Source organism: Silvanigrella paludirubra, from assembly GCF_009208775.1.
Classification (GTDB): Bacteria; Bdellovibrionota_B; Oligoflexia; order Silvanigrellales; family Silvanigrellaceae; genus Silvanigrella; species Silvanigrella paludirubra.
In genome coordinates, this window is sequence record NZ_WFLM01000008.1 from 18,846 (window position 1) to 35,638 (window position 16,793).

The following is a 16,793-nucleotide window of genomic DNA, read 5'->3' on the forward strand; positions in this document are numbered from 1 at the left end:
GGGATGTCAAGTAACATAAAGAAAGTTAAATTGAAGTAACATAATTTTTAATTTATTTTTCTCTCTTCTAAGTAAACACCTTTGAGTGAATATTTATCCATTGAATTTTTTTGAAACCCCACTACATATGGTTTTTTTAAAAAAGCAGAGGTATAACTATAAATAGGTGCAATCGGAGCATCTTCAGTTATTATTTTGGAAGCATTTTCTAATAATTCTTTCCTTTTTTGAGGATTCATTTCTTGGAGAGCTTGGTTTACTATATTATCGTATTCAGGATTTTTATATTTGGGATCATTTGACGGATCAAACGAACGATAAGGAGCTAAAAAATCTGTAGCATCATTAATATTTGCTATATTTCCAAGACGTAAAACTTCAAAATCTCCGTTCGTTCTTTTATCTAACATTGTTTTCCACTCTTCATTTACCGTAACAACATTAACTCCTAAATTATTTTTCCACATGGATGCAATAGAAGAAGCAATTTTTTTGTGAGCTTCATTTGTATTATATAATATATGAATGGTTAAGATATTTGAAGGAGAATACCCAGCTTCCCTATATAATTTTTTTGCTTCTTCAATTTGTTTTGCTCTAGGCCAATCTTGCCAATATAATTTATTTTGGGAATAATTTTTTAAACCGTAAGGAATGAGATCATAAAGAGCTCTTTGTCCTTGGCCCATAACAGAGTTTGCAATGATTTCTCTATCTATTGCTATGCTTAATGCTTGACGCAATTTTTTATTATTTAAGGGTGCTTTTTGAGTATTAAAAATATAAACATAACTTGCTAAATAGGGATGATTGCTTAATTCTGAACCATATTTCGCTTTAATTTGCTTAAATTTATTTATAGGTATTGTGCCAGTTATATCAAGTTGGCCTGTTTCATACATTGAAAATTCAGAGTTTTGATCGGTTATTGAATGAAAATTTACTTTATCAATTAATATTTCTTTATTATTCCAATAAAGTGGATTTTTTTCTACTGTTACTTTATCTCCAAATTTTCGATAAATTAATTTATAGGGTCCATTTGAAACCAAATTATTTACTTGAGTAAATGAATCTTTATATTTCTCTAAATTTGATATTTGAACAGGAGAAGTATTAGGAACTGTTAAATTTTCTAAAAAAGATGGAATTGGTTTAATTAATTCAATTTCTAAAGTAACATCATTAATAGCTTTCACACCAAGTGTTTGAGGTGTTTTTTTTCCTTCTGTAATTTCTTTTCCATTTATAACAAACTCTAAAAGTGATGCTTGATCCGATGCGATTTTGGGATCCACTAACCTTTGAAAAGCAAAAACAAAATCTTTTGCCGTTAATTTTGTGCCATCAGACCACTTCAAATCTTTTTTTAAAGTAAAAACATATTTTTTTCCATCCGCACTAATTTTCCAGCTTTCAGCTGCGGCAGGAATAATGTTTTCTTTTAAATCTGTCGTTACTAAGCCTTCAAAAAGCTGTCTAACAATAGCAGAACAAGTGGATTCATTACATTTTTGGGGGTCTAGAGTTTTCGGATCATCCAAATTTCCAATATTTAGAACTTGGTTTTTGGCTAATTTTATATCTTTTGATGCCGCAAAAATTGAATTTGCCAAAAAGACGCTTGCCATAGATATAGCTATATTTCGAAGTATCATAGATCCTCCTTAGGTAAAATCATTCATCTGTAAACCTGGATAAAAATTATATCAAAAGGAGTAATTACTATCTAGTTCATTTAAATATTTTATGTATATTATTGTATCCTATTTTTGATAATTTTCTTATCAATAAATATAAAAATTAACAACAAACAATTTTTCTATTTTAATTTTAGCATGATCCTCGAAATTTAGGGTATGAAATTTAAGAATTCAAATTTATAGTTTAATATTTTTGTTGCAAAAGAAAATAGACAAATCATTGAATAGATATTAACATTGAATTCAGCCAGACTCAGAGTTTTATCATAAATTACAATTAAAAATTGATGGATTAATAATAAATATGATTGATTTTATTTGCATAAAAAATTTAGAAGTTGTATACCAAGTCAGAAAAATAACAAATCACACTAATTTTAAACAAAAATTAATTCATATTTTTAAATCAGAATATGAATACAGAACAATTTTAAATAATGTTAATTTAAATTTAAATAAGCCAGGAATTACTTCAATAGTTGGAAAAAATGGATCAGGTAAAACAACTCTAATAAAGTCAATAGTTGGAATTATTTCTGCAAAAAATGGAGTCATTTCTATTTTTGGAGAAAACATTTCAAAAAAACACTTTTTAAATAACATTGGAGTTATATTTAGTCAAAAAAGTTCATTATTTATGGAAAACTCGTTAATTGAAAATTTACAAATGACTCTTTCTATATATAGAAAGAGTCATTCTATAAATAAAGAAATAAATGATTATATAAGTATCTTTGATTTAAATAAAATTAAAGATAAAGCTATAAAAACTTATTCTTTAGGCGAAAGAATGAAAGCTGAAATTGTAAATTTATTTTCATATAAACCTAAGCTTTTATTTTTAGATGAACCAACAATTGGATTAGATCTTCAATCTCAAAAATATGTAAGGGATATGCTAAAAAAATATATCAATGAAAATCAAGCTCATGTTCTTTTAACTTCTCATAACTTAAAAGACATTCTAGAATTATCTGATGAAATATATTTATTAAATGATGGATTATTATCTAAAACCTCAATAATGAATTATAATAATGAAAATTTGGAATATTTAGAGAGAATTTTATGCTAAGTTACATCTTTTTTATAAAAAATTCTTTTATTAATTTTTATCGTAATAAATGGTCTTTTTTAGGTATAATTACATTCTTAGTAATTATGTATTCCATTGAAGGATTTTTTTGGTATGGATTTTATAATAACAGCATAAACAAATTATATTCTAAAAATAGCATTATATTATATATTATGATTGCCTTAACCATGCACCAAATTGTTTCTTGTGTGGGTAAGCCCGATCAACTTTCCGAAGATATAGAAACAGGATCAATTGATTATTTTATTCTAAAACCATTAAATTATATAAATATATTAGTTTCTATTCATATAGGTTATGTAATAGCTAGATTTTTAGCATTATCTCCAATCATCTTATTTATTTTATGTTTAAATTCAATTACTCATATATTCATAAAAGTAACTCTACTTTTTATATTTTCAGTATTATGCGGCATTTTAAATTGCGTTATAAATATATTTTTATCTTCATTCACCTTTTTTTATAAGGATAGTTATGGTTTTGTCGCTTTAAAAGAAACATTATTTTGGATTTTATCAGGCTCATTAATTCCGCTCGATATTCTTCCTTCATATATCCAGAATATAAATAAATATTTGCCTTTTGGATATATTATATTTTACCCTATTCAATATATTTTGAATAATAATGAAAACATATCATTCTTATTATCTATGATACTTATTTGGATCCTATTTTTTCATTTTTTAATTAGCAAAATTTGGAGAATAGGTATAAAAAAATATCTTGCTTATGGTGGTTAAGAAAATGGGAAATATTTTTCATATATTTTTAAATTCATTAAAATTGAATATTTCATTTTTAATGAAAAGTAAAAGCAACTTCTATTTTATGTTTTTTTTGCAAATTTTTTATTATGTTGTTCAAGTTATATTTTGGTCAGGAATTTTTAATATAAGCAATTCCGATTTTATTAAAGAGCCTATTAAAATATACGGATTTTTAGTAACTCTAGCATTCATTGATAATTTTTATCTTACTTTTTTTGGTTCTGGAAGTTTAAATATGCAAAATGAAATATTTAAACTTTCTTTAGATAATTATCTTATAAAGCCGATACATCCATTAATTTATTTTATTTTTTTCAAACCAAATTTAGGATATTTTCCAGGTTTTATTTTAAGTATCATATTTTTAATTTCATATTACTATTACTTTAATATCAATTTATTTCAAATTTTTATTCATATTTTAAGTATGTTGACTGGGGTTTTTATATTAAATGCAATTTCATTTATTTATAGAATTTCATGTTTTTGGACAAATTGTTTAGTGATGATCAAAAATAGCAATCCCAGTTTTAAAATTATGGTAAGACCTCTTGAATCTTTTGAAGGAAAATTAAGGTTATTTTTATTATTTGTCTTTCCTGCACTATTTATAACTGGAGTTCCATCCTCTATTTTATACAATGATATTATGAAGTATTGGCTATTAATTGGATTCATAATGAATATTTGGATTTGGATTTTGGTATATTTTTTATGGAAAAAAGGTGTAAAAAGGTATCTAATTATCTCTGTATAAATAGATTATATTATGAAAAAAAGTTTGAAAATTAATTAACTTAACTGCATAGCAACATCATAAACACTATTTACAACCATTTTCCAAGGTTCTTCTGCAAATCCAGGAAAACTATCTCCACAACAATAGAGACCATCTATTCCCATTTTTGTTTCTTTTACTTCAATATTAGATGGCATATCTGAAGGGATAGTATATGCAACAGGCAAAAGAACTATTCTTTCACTAATTTTATTTTGAGGAATTCGTGCACCCTTTTTTAATTCTTCTGCATATTCCGATTTTAAGACACGAGCAGCTGCTCGTCTCAAACGAGATACTGCTTCACGAACAGCAGGAGCCTGCAAGGACTCCTCATAATCCAGTTTTGTTGAAAATAACATGCGACCATCTTGAGTAAGGAAACATTGAGCTCTTTCAACAGGAAATAAAAATTGATCTCCAGAACTCACATTTTCAGGCCAATTTTCAGACTTTATGGAATGAAAATGTGAAATTTCAGAAACAACTAATGAAACAGGTCTTACTTTTGAAACAAAACGAGATTGACTAGGAGTGAAGTGTTCTTTTGCTATTAATCCTAAACATTTTGTAAGAGGTATTGCAAAAATTAATTTTTTACAATGGATAGAATTATTTAAAGGCATAACTTCATCTGATAATATAAGCTGAAAAAGGGATTCTTTTGTATGGTTAACTCGAATCACTTCACATAATGTCCTAATAACCACGCCACGTTTTTTTAGTATTTTTGCAATACCAAATTCAAGACACATGCCTCGATAAAAATAACCTGGAATTTCCTTTTTTTGTAAATGAAAAAAGGACCACAAAGATTTACATACATTTAAAAATAAGGATTTTTCCCAATTTGGTCCTACTATAGCAGTAAAAATAGGAGATAATGTTTCTTTTGTTGCTTTTGAAAGTTCTGTCCATTGTTGAGATTTTTCAAATATAATATTTTCATTTAATACAGAATTATTATTTTCTTTATTATTTTTTTCTTGATAAAAATCTTCTACAAAGGAGCGAAAAATTTCAGATTCTTTTTTTGTTAAAATTTCGGAAGAACCTGAAAAAAGTTCTCTATCAGAAACAAACTCTTTTTTAATAAAATAACTTTTATGTGTGTTTGTATTTGAATTTTCATTCTCATTTTTAAAAAACTCTTCAAACTCGTTTTTTTCTTCTTCGCTTAAATGGGATTCAAAATGACGAAAGAGCGCTTCTAAAGTAACAGATGGCATAGATTCAAAACCGGGGCCACTTAAATTTATTTTTTTGGATGAGTTTTCAAATAATTCATTTGTAATTTCTTCATAATTTTTACCAGAAAAATTTGCGGATGATGAGAAAAAAAAACGTCCACCTAATTGTGGTTGTTTTTCAATAAGAACAATACCATTTGCTAGTTTTTTAGGGTCTTTGGAAATTTTTAACGCTAAAAGCAATCCTGATATGCCACCACCAACAATAACAATTTCTGGTTTTGTTACTTCAAAGTTTAAGTGGTTATCCATTTTTAAATCCTTTTTTACTTTATTTCATTATTTAAAAACTCTTCTTTTGCTAAATCTTCATCACGCTTTTGCTCACGAGCCTTCAGATCGGCAATCATAGTCGCATCGGTGGAATCTCCCTCACCTTCTCTAAAACTCACTCCTTTTAATATTCCCATATAACTGCGATAACGTTCCTTTGAAATTTTACCATCAGCAACAGCTTGTTTGATTCCACATTGTGGTTCGTGGTCATGCGCACATTCTCTGTATTTACACTTAAATGGGCGGAACTCTGGAAAGCAATAACTTAACGTAATGGGATCATAATTGTTAATATCAAAAGAACGAATTCCTGGAGTATCTATTGCGTAGGCACCAATATCTAATTGCAGCAAACTATTGTAGGTAGTTGTATGGCGTCCTTTATAAAAAATATCAGGATTTTCATCTACAATTTGTTCAAATTCAGGTTTCATTAAATTTAAAAGGCTGCTTTTCCCAACTCCCGAATGCCCTGCAAATCCAATTAATTTCCCTTTAAATAGTTTCCGTAAATATTTTACGTTATCCATATTTTTTTTAGGTTTTAAAGCACATATTTCAACAATTTCATACCCAATGCTTTTATATATTGCAATTCGTTTTTTATACGTTTCAAGAAAATCTTTACTAGCAAGTTTTTCATTTTCCAATAAATCTACTTTATTTAAGATAATAACAGCTGGTATTTTTTCAATTTCAGCTTGTACTAAAAAACGATCAATTAGTCCCCAACGAACTTCTGGATTTAATACAGATGCGACAATGGCAACAAGATCAATATTAGCAAGCATCACATGTTCCCATTCAGGATGCATAGGATCTTTTCTGGATATTTTACTTGTCCTTAAAAAAGAATGTTGAACAACGCCATGAGGAAGATCGGTATCAATTGGCTGCCCATCAGAATCAAATTGCAATTCTGCATTTGGTTCAAACAATATTCGATCGCCAACAACAACAAAGTTACGTTCTTTATGTGCTCTTTGAAAATGTCTCTTTGCTACCGAACATAGCCATAAATTTTCAGTTTCAGGGAGTCCTTTTTCATTTTCTTCTGCAATAAAAACATTTCTTTTTTGAACTTCTATTACACGGCCACGGCGTAAACCTTTTTTATAAAGTTCATCAAGTTTTTCTTGCATTTCTTTTTTAGTAAGATCTGAATTAGGGGAATCAATAATCCAATCGTCAATTATTCGTCCACGAACAGATCTTTTTTCTTTTTTTATTTTTTCAATTTTTTTAAAATTGTTACGTCGTTCATCTTGATCGACAAAGTTTTTTAGGCGAGCCAAGTCTTTACTCCTATTGATGTTTGCCTACAATACGTTTATACATCATTCCGCAAAGCTTGGAAACCAACCTTAAACCGGTGTGTAATTCTTATGGAACATGAAAACAACATTGACAACAGTCCCAAAACATTTCTTCGTAATGACGCTCTCATGCGTCTTGAATGGAATAAAATAACGAGCTATTTAGCTGGTTTTTCAATATTTCCTCATTCAAAAAAGCTATTATCCAATTTAGAACCTTGGTTAGATTTTGAAGAAAGAGATTTTTATTTTACTTCAACCTCTGAAATGCTTGATTTAAATACCTTAGGGAATGGAATTTCACTAGAGACTTTTGATTTCAGTCTTTTTGAAAATCTTCTTCGCAGAGGAGCAATTTTATCCCCACAAGCTTTATTCCAAATTTTAATTACACTCAAGCTTTGTCATTCTATTCAAAATTATTTTAAAAATGAAAAAGCCAGAACAATAAAATACCCTACTTTATTTCAGCTTGCTTGTGAGCTCAAACCTCAAATGGATTTACTCGCAAAATTGAATAAGAGCGTTGATATAAATGGTGCTATTTTATCTTCCGCTTCTCCTGAACTTTACTCTGCTCGTAGCCGCTTAGAAAATGCCAAACGTAAGATAGTGGAACATTTAGAAGAAATATTAAAAAAACAAGATGTTCGGAATTCACTTCAAGACAATGTCTGGATGTTAAGAGAGGGTCGGTATGTTCTTCCCGTGCGATCGGATCGCAAAACAGGGATAGATGGAATACCAAGAGGAGTGAGTCAATCTGGTTCTACCGTTTTTATTGAGCCCCATGCTCTTGCCATGCAGCATTCCAATTTAGAAAAAGCGCAATCCGATGTCGAAATAGAAGAGAATCGAATTTTACGAGAGCTTTCTAAAGAATGTTACCTTGTCCATGAAGATATTTTAAATTCATCTGAAGTTTTAACTAAGTTTGATATTATTTCTGCTAGAACCAAATTTGCGGGTGCTATTGAAGGCATACGACCTCGTTTCTTAGAACCAAAAGAACATAATGCTCGTTTTTCCTTAATTAATGCAAAACATCCTCTTTTTCTCCTCGAAAAAAAGTCTTGTGTTGCAAATGATCTTCAACTTATGCCTCAAAGACATGATGAAAGATCACCTAAAATATGGGTATTAAGCGGTCCAAATGCAGGTGGTAAAACAGTTGCTATGAAAACAGTAGGGGTTACTGCGCTTATGGCAAAAGCGGGATTATTTGTTTCCTGTGAAAAAGCAGAAATATTAGACTATGAAAATATTTTTGTTGAACTGGGAGATAGACAAAACAGAGAAGAAGATCTCTCTACGTTTTCAGGACATTTATCTCAATTAAAAAAAATCGCTGAAGAAGCAAATGAATTAACTCTTATATTGCTTGATGAAGGGTTTGTTGGAACCGATCCCGCGATTGGTGTTGCTATGGCACGAGCTACTTTAGAATATTTTTCTAATAAAAAAGCAACAGTAATTATAACAACTCACTTCTCTAATTTAAAAACTTTAGCAGATGGTGATCATCGCTTTTTTAATGGAAGTATGGAATTTGAACCTCATAAATTATTGCCAACTTATAAATTATTAAATGGAATTCCCGGGCAAAGTTACGCAATAGAACTCGCAGAGCGTATGGGATTAAATAATGAAATCATACAAAAAGCGAGAGGTTATTATGGTAATGAATCTCAAAGAATGGAGAATATTCTAAAAGACCTTCAATTAAAAAGGATTGAAGTAACAGAGGAATTAAAGCAGCAAAGTAACTTAACAAAAAAACTTGAGCACGAATTAAAATCCTTGCATCATGAAAAAGAAAAATTATCTGAACTGAGAAACTCTCTTGTTGAAAATTATAGAAATAAATTACAAAAGAGATTAAATGCTTTTGAAAATCGTTTAGAAATTAGAGAACGTCAATTTGAAAAACAAAAAGAAAGCATTTTACGTGATTTAAACGATCAATCAATTACAAATCAAATCACAAGTAATCTTGAAATATCAACGCTTGAAAATCAAAATAAAGAAACAGATAAAAAAATTGAAAAAATAGATATTTCAAATTCTAAAAATCAGCTAAAACCTAAAAAACTTTTAGGTTTAGATGCTCTCTCCGAATTAAAGCTTCCTAAAAAACAATACTCCGAATCTACTATTGACTACGACTCTTTAGATGAAAAAGCAGCTAAATTCAGAGCTCCTAAACATATGTCAAGTAGAGCTTTATTAGACGAAGCGCGCATGAGCTTAAACGCTATGAAAAATTCATTTGATGATATTGAAGAGAATCTTCATGATGATCTTGACACGCTTCAAGAGCTTGAAAAATCTACAAAAGAAAAAGCAAAATCAGCAAAACAAACAGCAATTGAAACAATTGCTCAAGGAAGGCCACCTGAATATTGGAAACCAGGTATGATAGTAAAATCGGCAAAATTTAGAGAAAAAGGAAATGTGTTAAAAAGCGCCGATTCAAAAGGAAACATTGAGTGCCAATTTGGAATTATGAAGGTTAAAATATCTTATCATGAATTAATACCAGTGAATGAAAATCAAAATTCTCTAAAAAATGAATCCTTTTCAAAAACAAAATTATTTTCAAAACAAAAACAAAATTCTAAAACAAAAAAAATCCAAAATCTTCAAGATAGCGAAATTCCACCTACTCTTCAGCATTCTGGGAATACTATAAATTTACGTGGAAATACGGTGGATGAATCTCTTGATAAACTTGATATTGAGTTAGATAAAATGAATCGTATGCATGTAGATAGGGTTGTTATCATCCATGGCCATGGAATGGGAAAAATTAAAGAATCTGTTCGCAAACATTTAGAAGAATCATCTTATAAATTAAGATTTCGAAGTGGCCGCCAAGGTGAAGGCGGAGATGGAGTAACAATTGTAGCATTTGACGATTAACAAATAGATTATTTTTTTTAAAAAGGCTTGATTTTATCTTTCCTAATATGAAATACTATTTAATGTAGCAACTTAAAATTAAATAGGAGGCTTCTTTTATGAGCCGATCAGACCTTTTAAATGTTGAAGGTATTGTTACGAATGTTTTTGCAGGCGGAAAATATTCAGTAAGCCTAAATACAGGACAAATTATTTCAGCAAAAATATCGGGAAGAATGCGTAAATATCAAATTAGTGTAATTATAGGTGATAAAGTGACAGTAGGTTTGTCACCTTATGACGTAAGCCACGGACTCATTATCTCACGAGAAAAACTCAATTCAAAAGGAAAATAATTTATTCTAATTTTATATTTAAGCTATTTTGATAAGTTTTACTATTTTGCCACCATCCATTATTGTAAATTTTTAAATATGTTTTTTTATCATCACCTTGATAGTATTCTAAAATAGCCCGAGCCTTTGTATCAATAATAAATTTTTTATTAATACAAATTGTTCCTACTTCTCTTTCATTTAAGATCACTGTTAATGCCCAACCATGCTCATAATTTACACCATATAAATTCACCCAAGAACAGAGGATATTTGTGTCTTCAAATTTAATGGTATAACTAAAATGTATAATAAAATATTCATTCTTATTTAATTGAACTTTATCACCTTTATTAACTAAAAAAACCTCACTTACAGGAACATCTCTATTCGAATAAACTTTTTGAATAAAAAGCTGAGAATTTTCATAATTATTGTAAAATTCTATATTAAAAGAGCCATAACAATTTAATGAGAAAAATAAAATATTAGTGTAAATCATATATAAGATATGTTTTTTCATAAAACACCTAAATTTATTAAGTTTTTTTAAAATTGTCATCATGATTGAAGATATTACTTAATAGTATAATAAATTTAAATAATATGCAACGTACGGTTTTAATTTTAAAGAATCATATTTTAATTTTTTTTTAAAAATAAATAATATACAAATTTTATTTTTAGGAAGGACTTAAAATGAAACTCACTTTATTTATTTTAATTTTATTTATAAATATAAATGCATACGCAACATTTTCCATCATTGCCATGGATAAGGAAACAAATGAATCGGGAGCTGTAATGGGAACCTGCCTTCCTACATTAAGGATTGGAAAAATTGCCGACGATCTCGTTAACTATACAGATGGATTTGGAATTATGATTTTTCAAGCTAAAGTTAATGATTTTTCTGACACTTGGTTTAATACAGCTGTTGGATTTATGGATCAAGACGAGCCTTATTATACTGCTACAGTAATAAATAATCACCTTAGTAATAAAATATTTGATCCCCTCTATCAAACAAGACAAATTTTGACTGTAAAAAAAGATAAATATTCAAACATAACTTCAAATGTTTACACAGGTGATGATGTTGGCAAGGAGTCCTTTGGAGTTACTGGGACATCAAATAATGGTAGATTTACTTATGCCATAGCTGGAAATTTATTAACCCATAAAAACACATTATTAATTATGAAAAATACATTTAAAAATTCGAAGGGATCATTATCTGATAAACTAGTTTTAGCATTAAGTAAAATTGGAAAAATTAAAAATTATGGTGATATAAGATGTAAAGAAAATTTGATATCATCCAATCATGCTTTTTTAAGAACATTTAAAGGATCAGAGTTGGAATATGATATTCAAGTTTCAACATTTTTAAATCAAAAAGAAGATGCTGCTGAACTATTGGAAGAAGAATATGAATTAAATAAGATACGCCACTAAAAGATTATTTAATTAATTTTTTATCGTTATTAATCATATAATATTTGCATATTGTTGTCGCCACTACCCAACCCAGAAAACCACCAGCAACAACATCGCTTAAAAAGTGATAATGTTTTAAAACTTGGCCTATACCCAAAAGAAACATGGGAATATAAAAGTAGTTTTTAAATTTAGGATAGAAATATACAAAAACACAAAAAAATGCAAATGTAACTGTTGTATGACCAGACGGAAAAGAGGAATATTCAGAACCTTTTTGAAAAAAATGAAATCCATATGCGTTATGCACAATTAATGATGGATTTCCGTTAATCCAAGTATCAGGCCAATATCTACCAAAAACATATTTTAAAAGATCTTTTACTTGCACACTAATTGCAACAGAAATCATAGCAAGAAAAAAAATATTAAAACATTTATACTTCTGCCATTTTCTGTATAGAAAAATAAATAAAACAAAATAAATAACAAGTATACCTATAATTAAATCAGGTATATGGGTAAATATCTCTAAAACAAAATTCTTATTTATACCATTTTTATTTAAAAATAATACAAGAGGAGAATCTATAAAAAAATAGGATATAAACAAAAAAGGAATGACTAAATATTTAAGCAAAATAAACCTCAACAGAATTGAATGGAAAAAAAGAAAATAAAGAAACGCTAGCAACTATATAGCTTTTATCGCATTCCTAATTTTTTTCTTTTCTCTTCATTTCAATCCTTAGTCAAGTAACTTTTGTCCTGCTTTATTCTAATTTTTATTCTCCGATAAAGGACACGATGTTTTTGAATGATTATAAAATGAAAGGATAAAAATAATTTCTTTTTATATATATGAAATTATTATATTAATTTAAATAATGTATTTTAAAATATACAAATTACTTATTTTACAACTATTCCTTTTTACTTTTCCTCCTATTTTTGCTCAAAATGAGAGAAAAGTTATTAAGATAGGGTATTTTATAGCTCCTCCTTTTACATTTGAATCAAGCGATCACATAAGCGGGGGTGCTATTATTGATTTTTATAAAAATCATATTATGCTCAATACTCCCTATGAGTTTCATTTTGAAGCTTTTCCCTTAACAAGGCTTTATATTGATTTAAAAAAGGGCGATATAGACATGATTGCCATGTCCTCAAAAAATAAAACCGACTTTGGAATTATAATTGGTGCGAATGCCTTATATAGTTCAAAAAGCTTTTTAATTACTAAAAAAAATTTTAAATACGAAAAAATAACCTCAGCAAGTCAATTAAAAGATGTCATCATTGGGTCTAATAAAGATGGCGCAAGAAATTCTTTCTTAATTCAAAATAAAAATGCCTTAAAATTTGAAGAATCTTCTAGCCAAGATTCAGTTCATTTTTTATTAAAAAAGCTTTTAGCCGGAAGAGTTGATGCCGTTTATGGTTATTTATATTATGCTTATATTTATTTAGCAAAAAAAGAGAACGTTTATGATAAAATTAAAATTGTAGAAATACCTGGTGATCCTGTTTTAGTTTATGCTGGCTATAGTCCAAAATTAGACCCAAAAATTCGTGAAAAAATTGAAAAGCAAATTTCAATACAGATAAATGAGAAAAATATTAGTTTAGATCAAATGGTTAAAAATATTAAATAAGAAAAATTAAAAATTTTTATTTTATAATTTTATCAATTGCATTATTTATTTTATCTATTGTTTCTTTTCCGACTATTTTTGAACACATAATATATCTTTTTTCACCTTCTGGTATATCATTTAAATCTTTAATTTCAAGGTTATTTTTAAATAATGAATTTTCATTTAAAAGATATTCAGCTTCATTTCTTCCCATAAACATATAATCCGCATTTCCAGTCATAATATCTTGAAGCATCATATTATTATCATTCGAAGTAAAAATAACATTTTTAGACTGTTGTGGATTTTTTTCTGCTAAAACAATTTTTTTGTAAAAAAGAACTTTTTCATCAATATATTTTCCATAACTAAATCCTATTTTTACTAACATTTTTAAACTATCATTAGCCAATACATCTTGAGAATTTTTTAATTTTTTTATTTCTTTATTCCGACTTGATAAAATTATAACTGTTTTTTTGTCTTGAAAAATGGATTTTGAAAAAATAGCGTTTTCTTCTCTTTCTTTTGTTTTAAAAGATGAAGGAGAACATACTTTTTTCTTATTTTCTTTAATAGAGTCATATGTCCTGATTACAGGAACATTTTTAAACTCAAAAGGAATATTGGCTTCATTAAAAATTTTTAAAATTAATTTATAAATCACTCCATCAATCACTTTTGAATCATCTTTAGAAGAAATAAAATAAGGCGGCCTTGTAATATATTCAATAGAAATTTTTTCAATATCTTGCGCAAAAGACTTAATTGAAATAAAACAAAAAATTAATAAAATGTAAATAAACGTTTTTTTCATAAAATATCCTTAATATTATTTATATATTTTCATAATTTCACTATCTATTTTTTTTATTAATTCTGCACCTACTTTTTTAGAACACATTAAATACCTTTTTTCCCCATCGGGTAAATCTTTTAATTCTTTCATCTCTAAATAATTTTTTAATACAGGATCTTTTTCAAAAAAATATTCCGCTTCATTTTTTCCTAAAATCATATAGTCTGCAATATTATCTTTAATTTCAAATAGCATTTTTTCATGGTCTTTAGTTGATAAAACAATTCCTTGTGGTAAGTGATTTTCTATTAATGAATTATTATATTTTTTAATTAAAAATATTTGTTTTTTAATAAAATCTCCATAACTATATCCAAGCTTTAATAATAAGATAATATTGTTATCTTTTAAAATCTCAACAAAGTTTTTGTACTCTTTAAATTTCTGATTATTTTTTTTTATAATAATAATTGATTTTTTATCTTTATAAAATGGTTTTGTAAAATAAGAAATATCTTCTCTTTCCTTATTTTTTAAAGCATTTGGATAACATATTTTAAATTTATTTTCTTTTATGGCTGGAATTACTCGTACTAAGGGTATTTTATTATATTCATATAATATATTTGCAGATTTAAAAATATTGTTTACAATTTTATAAGTAATTCCATCTATCGGCATTTCATTATTTTTATCAAAGATAAAATAAGGTGGTCGTTCCTGAACATAAAGATATATTTTTTCATCTTCTAGTGAAAAAGATTTATGAATAAGTATAATTTGTAAAAATATAAGCAATATTACTTTTGACATAAAATTTATTATCTCTTAACCATAAGACACCAATACTAATTAATATTATATTAATTAGTATAAAAAAAAATGACATTAAGTTGACATTTTATAAATTTATTTAATTTTTATTTAAATAAATTACCTAAAATTTAGCCTCTAACTTATTTGATTTTCTAGGACAAACAAGTTATATCCTTCTTTAAGCATTGTCTGAAATAGGTGAGTTATGCAATACATTTTAATTTTTACTGTTCCTATTTATTTAATAGCTATTTTACTAGAAATTTTAAGATTTAAGCCTAAATTAAGTCAAACTTACAAACTAAAAGACACCTTAGCTAGTTTGTCTATGGGATTAGGCTATTTGTTTGTTTCTTCTATTTGTGGTTTATATATATATTATATTTTCTCTTTTTTATATAAACATCGGTTATTTGAAATTCCTAACGTTTGGCTAGCTTTATTTAATGGTGATAAAATTTATATTTGGGCTTTTATTATACTCTTGTTTTTAGAAGATTTTTGTTATTATTGGTTTCATAGAATTAGCCATATTTGCCGATTTTTATGGTGTGCTCACGAAACTCATCATTCATCTGAATTTTATAATTTTGGAACTGCATTAAGACAATCATGGATTGGCGCTCCTTTTACCTGGATATTTTGGGCTCCACTCGCTTTTATTGGATTCAAACCAGAAGATATTATTTTTCAATCATCTTTAAATTTATTTTATCAATTTTGGGTGCACACAAAATTAACAAAATCTTTTGGAGTATTTGATAATATACTTAATACACCGAGTCATCATAGAGTTCATCATGGCACAAATATTCCCTATTTAGATAAAAATTATGCTGGTATTTTTATCATTTGGGATAAATTATTTAAAACATTTATTCCTGAAACATTAGAACCAAAATATGGTGTACTTCATCCGGTTAATTCATTTAATCCATTCAAAATTGCTTTTCATATGCTTGAAGAACTTTATCAAGATATAAAAAATACAAAAAAAATGAAAGACAAAATTTGTTACTTTATTTACCCTCCGGGCTGGAAACCAAATCAAGAAGGATTTACTTCAAAACAAATGCAAGAAGAATATAATAAAAATAAATCACTCGGAAAAACCTGATATTCTAGCCGATCTTATTTTGTCTATTAATTTTTTAGATTTCAATTCTAAGCTGTACTTTTTTTTAATTAATCCAATCCATTTTTCTGTAATTATCTTTGCTTCTTGTTCAATTTTAGCAAATTCACAGATGATTTCACAAGTGTATTTTTCTTCTAAATAGTTCCATGATGATACATTCATAGAGTCTAATCTATCACTTGATATACCAATTTGTTTTAAATTTACTTTAGAAACTTGACTTTCTGCAATCATAAATAGAGAGGCTTTTACTTTATTTTTATTTTTATCAGGAGAAATACCTAAACAAGAAAATTCATAATGCCATTCGTCATTCACATAATCTAAAAAAATGGCGTAACCCAAAAGCCAAGGAAATTCTTTATGAGGCAAACCTCTCATAGGGTCACCCGTGGAAGACTTCTCTACATCTTCGTAGCGACTATTATGCCAAAATGCCATATGGGATTCCTTTTAATAAAACATAAATATTGTTTATTTATAAATGCTTATATAAAAATACTACAAAATGGATTTGTAAATTGCCTTT

Annotated in this window: 16 protein-coding genes; 8 read left to right on the plus strand and 8 right to left on the minus strand. The window is 27.4% G+C overall.

From position 1 onward, the window contains the following. Positions 1-47 precede the first annotated feature (47 nt). Positions 48-1,658 (minus strand): peptide ABC transporter substrate-binding protein, encoded by a 1,611-nt coding sequence (locus tag GCL60_RS16435; RefSeq protein WP_153421768.1) that lies wholly within the window; start codon positions 1,656-1,658, stop codon positions 48-50. 349 nt (positions 1,659-2,007) lie between these two features. Between GCL60_RS16435 and GCL60_RS16440 the strand changes: the two genes are divergently transcribed. From GCL60_RS16440 to GCL60_RS16450, 3 genes are read left to right on the plus strand one after another with little or no spacing between them, the layout of a single operon-like run. Further along, a complete protein-coding gene (locus GCL60_RS16440) occupies positions 2,008-2,778 on the plus strand; it encodes an ABC transporter ATP-binding protein (RefSeq protein ID WP_153421769.1) in 771 nt (256 codons plus the stop codon). Beyond that, the gene (locus GCL60_RS16445) at positions 2,772-3,548 is read left to right on the plus strand and encodes an ABC-2 family transporter protein (protein WP_153421770.1); all 777 of its coding nucleotides are present in this window, start codon (positions 2,772-2,774) and stop codon (positions 3,546-3,548) included. Before GCL60_RS16440 ends, GCL60_RS16445 begins: the two co-directional genes overlap by 7 nt. Positions 3,549-3,552: 4 nt before the next feature. Further along, a complete protein-coding gene (locus GCL60_RS16450) occupies positions 3,553-4,332 on the plus strand; it encodes an ABC-2 family transporter protein (protein ID WP_161998264.1) in 780 nt (259 codons plus the stop codon). Positions 4,333-4,367: 35 nt separating this feature from the next. Here the strand turns inward: GCL60_RS16450 and GCL60_RS16455 are convergent, their stop codons facing one another. Next, positions 4,368-5,855, minus strand: coding sequence for an NAD(P)-binding protein (locus GCL60_RS16455; RefSeq protein ID WP_153421772.1), 1,488 nt, complete (start codon positions 5,853-5,855; stop codon positions 4,368-4,370). A gap of 14 nt (positions 5,856-5,869) precedes the next feature. Next, positions 5,870-7,174 carry a ribosome small subunit-dependent GTPase A gene (gene rsgA, locus GCL60_RS16460; RefSeq protein WP_153421773.1) on the minus strand — a complete coding sequence of 435 codons (1,305 nt, stop codon included), beginning with the start codon at positions 7,172-7,174 and terminating at the stop codon, positions 5,870-5,872. Positions 7,175-7,264: 90 nt separating this feature from the next. Here rsgA and GCL60_RS16465 point away from each other — a divergent pair, with 90 nt between their 5' ends. Together GCL60_RS16465 and infA are read left to right on the plus strand one after the other, a co-directional pair. After that, a complete protein-coding gene (locus tag GCL60_RS16465) occupies positions 7,265-10,117 on the plus strand; it encodes an endonuclease MutS2 (RefSeq protein ID WP_153421774.1) in 2,853 nt (950 codons plus the stop codon). A gap of 98 nt (positions 10,118-10,215) precedes the next feature. Next, entirely contained in the window at positions 10,216-10,452 is a 237-nt protein-coding gene (infA, locus tag GCL60_RS16470) for a translation initiation factor IF-1 (protein WP_153421775.1), read from the plus strand. Position 10,453: 1 nt separating this feature from the next. On the opposite strand, the gene GCL60_RS16475 is transcribed toward infA, so the two are convergent. Continuing rightward, the gene (locus tag GCL60_RS16475; protein WP_153421776.1) at positions 10,454-10,954 is read right to left on the minus strand and encodes a hypothetical protein; all 501 of its coding nucleotides are present in this window, start codon (positions 10,952-10,954) and stop codon (positions 10,454-10,456) included. Positions 10,955-11,130: 176 nt separating this feature from the next. Between GCL60_RS16475 and GCL60_RS16480 the strand changes: the two genes are divergently transcribed. After that, positions 11,131-11,889, plus strand: coding sequence for a DUF1028 domain-containing protein (locus GCL60_RS16480; RefSeq protein ID WP_153421777.1), 759 nt, complete (start codon positions 11,131-11,133; stop codon positions 11,887-11,889). A 4-nt stretch (positions 11,890-11,893) separates the two neighbouring features. On the opposite strand, the gene GCL60_RS16485 is transcribed toward GCL60_RS16480, so the two are convergent. Beyond that, positions 11,894-12,511 carry a phosphatase PAP2 family protein gene (locus GCL60_RS16485; protein ID WP_153421778.1) on the minus strand — a complete coding sequence of 206 codons (618 nt, stop codon included), beginning with the start codon at positions 12,509-12,511 and terminating at the stop codon, positions 11,894-11,896. A gap of 247 nt (positions 12,512-12,758) precedes the next feature. On the opposite strand from GCL60_RS16485, the gene GCL60_RS16490 reads away from it, so the two are divergent. Then, entirely contained in the window at positions 12,759-13,529 is a 771-nt protein-coding gene (locus GCL60_RS16490) for a type 2 periplasmic-binding domain-containing protein (protein WP_153421779.1), read from the plus strand. Positions 13,530-13,545: 16 nt separating this feature from the next. Here GCL60_RS16490 and GCL60_RS16495 read toward each other — a convergent pair whose 3' ends face one another. Both GCL60_RS16495 and GCL60_RS16500 read right to left on the minus strand, forming a co-directional pair. Further along, positions 13,546-14,328, minus strand: a complete 783-nt coding sequence (locus tag GCL60_RS16495; RefSeq protein WP_153421780.1) for a substrate-binding periplasmic protein — start codon at positions 14,326-14,328, stop codon at positions 13,546-13,548. A gap of 15 nt (positions 14,329-14,343) precedes the next feature. Continuing rightward, a complete protein-coding gene (locus GCL60_RS16500) occupies positions 14,344-15,123 on the minus strand; it encodes a transporter substrate-binding domain-containing protein (protein ID WP_153421781.1) in 780 nt (259 codons plus the stop codon). Between the two features lie 208 nt (positions 15,124-15,331). Between GCL60_RS16500 and GCL60_RS16505 the strand changes: the two genes are divergently transcribed. Further along, on the plus strand, positions 15,332-16,243 hold the full coding sequence (locus GCL60_RS16505) for a sterol desaturase family protein (RefSeq protein ID WP_153421782.1): 912 nt from the start codon (positions 15,332-15,334) through the stop codon (positions 16,241-16,243). Here GCL60_RS16505 and GCL60_RS16510 read toward each other — a convergent pair. Beyond that, the gene (locus GCL60_RS16510; protein WP_153421783.1) at positions 16,226-16,705 is read right to left on the minus strand and encodes a hypothetical protein; all 480 of its coding nucleotides are present in this window, start codon (positions 16,703-16,705) and stop codon (positions 16,226-16,228) included. The two genes, GCL60_RS16505 and GCL60_RS16510, sit on opposite strands and share 18 nt — an antisense overlap. Between the last annotated feature and the right edge of the window lie 88 nt (positions 16,706-16,793).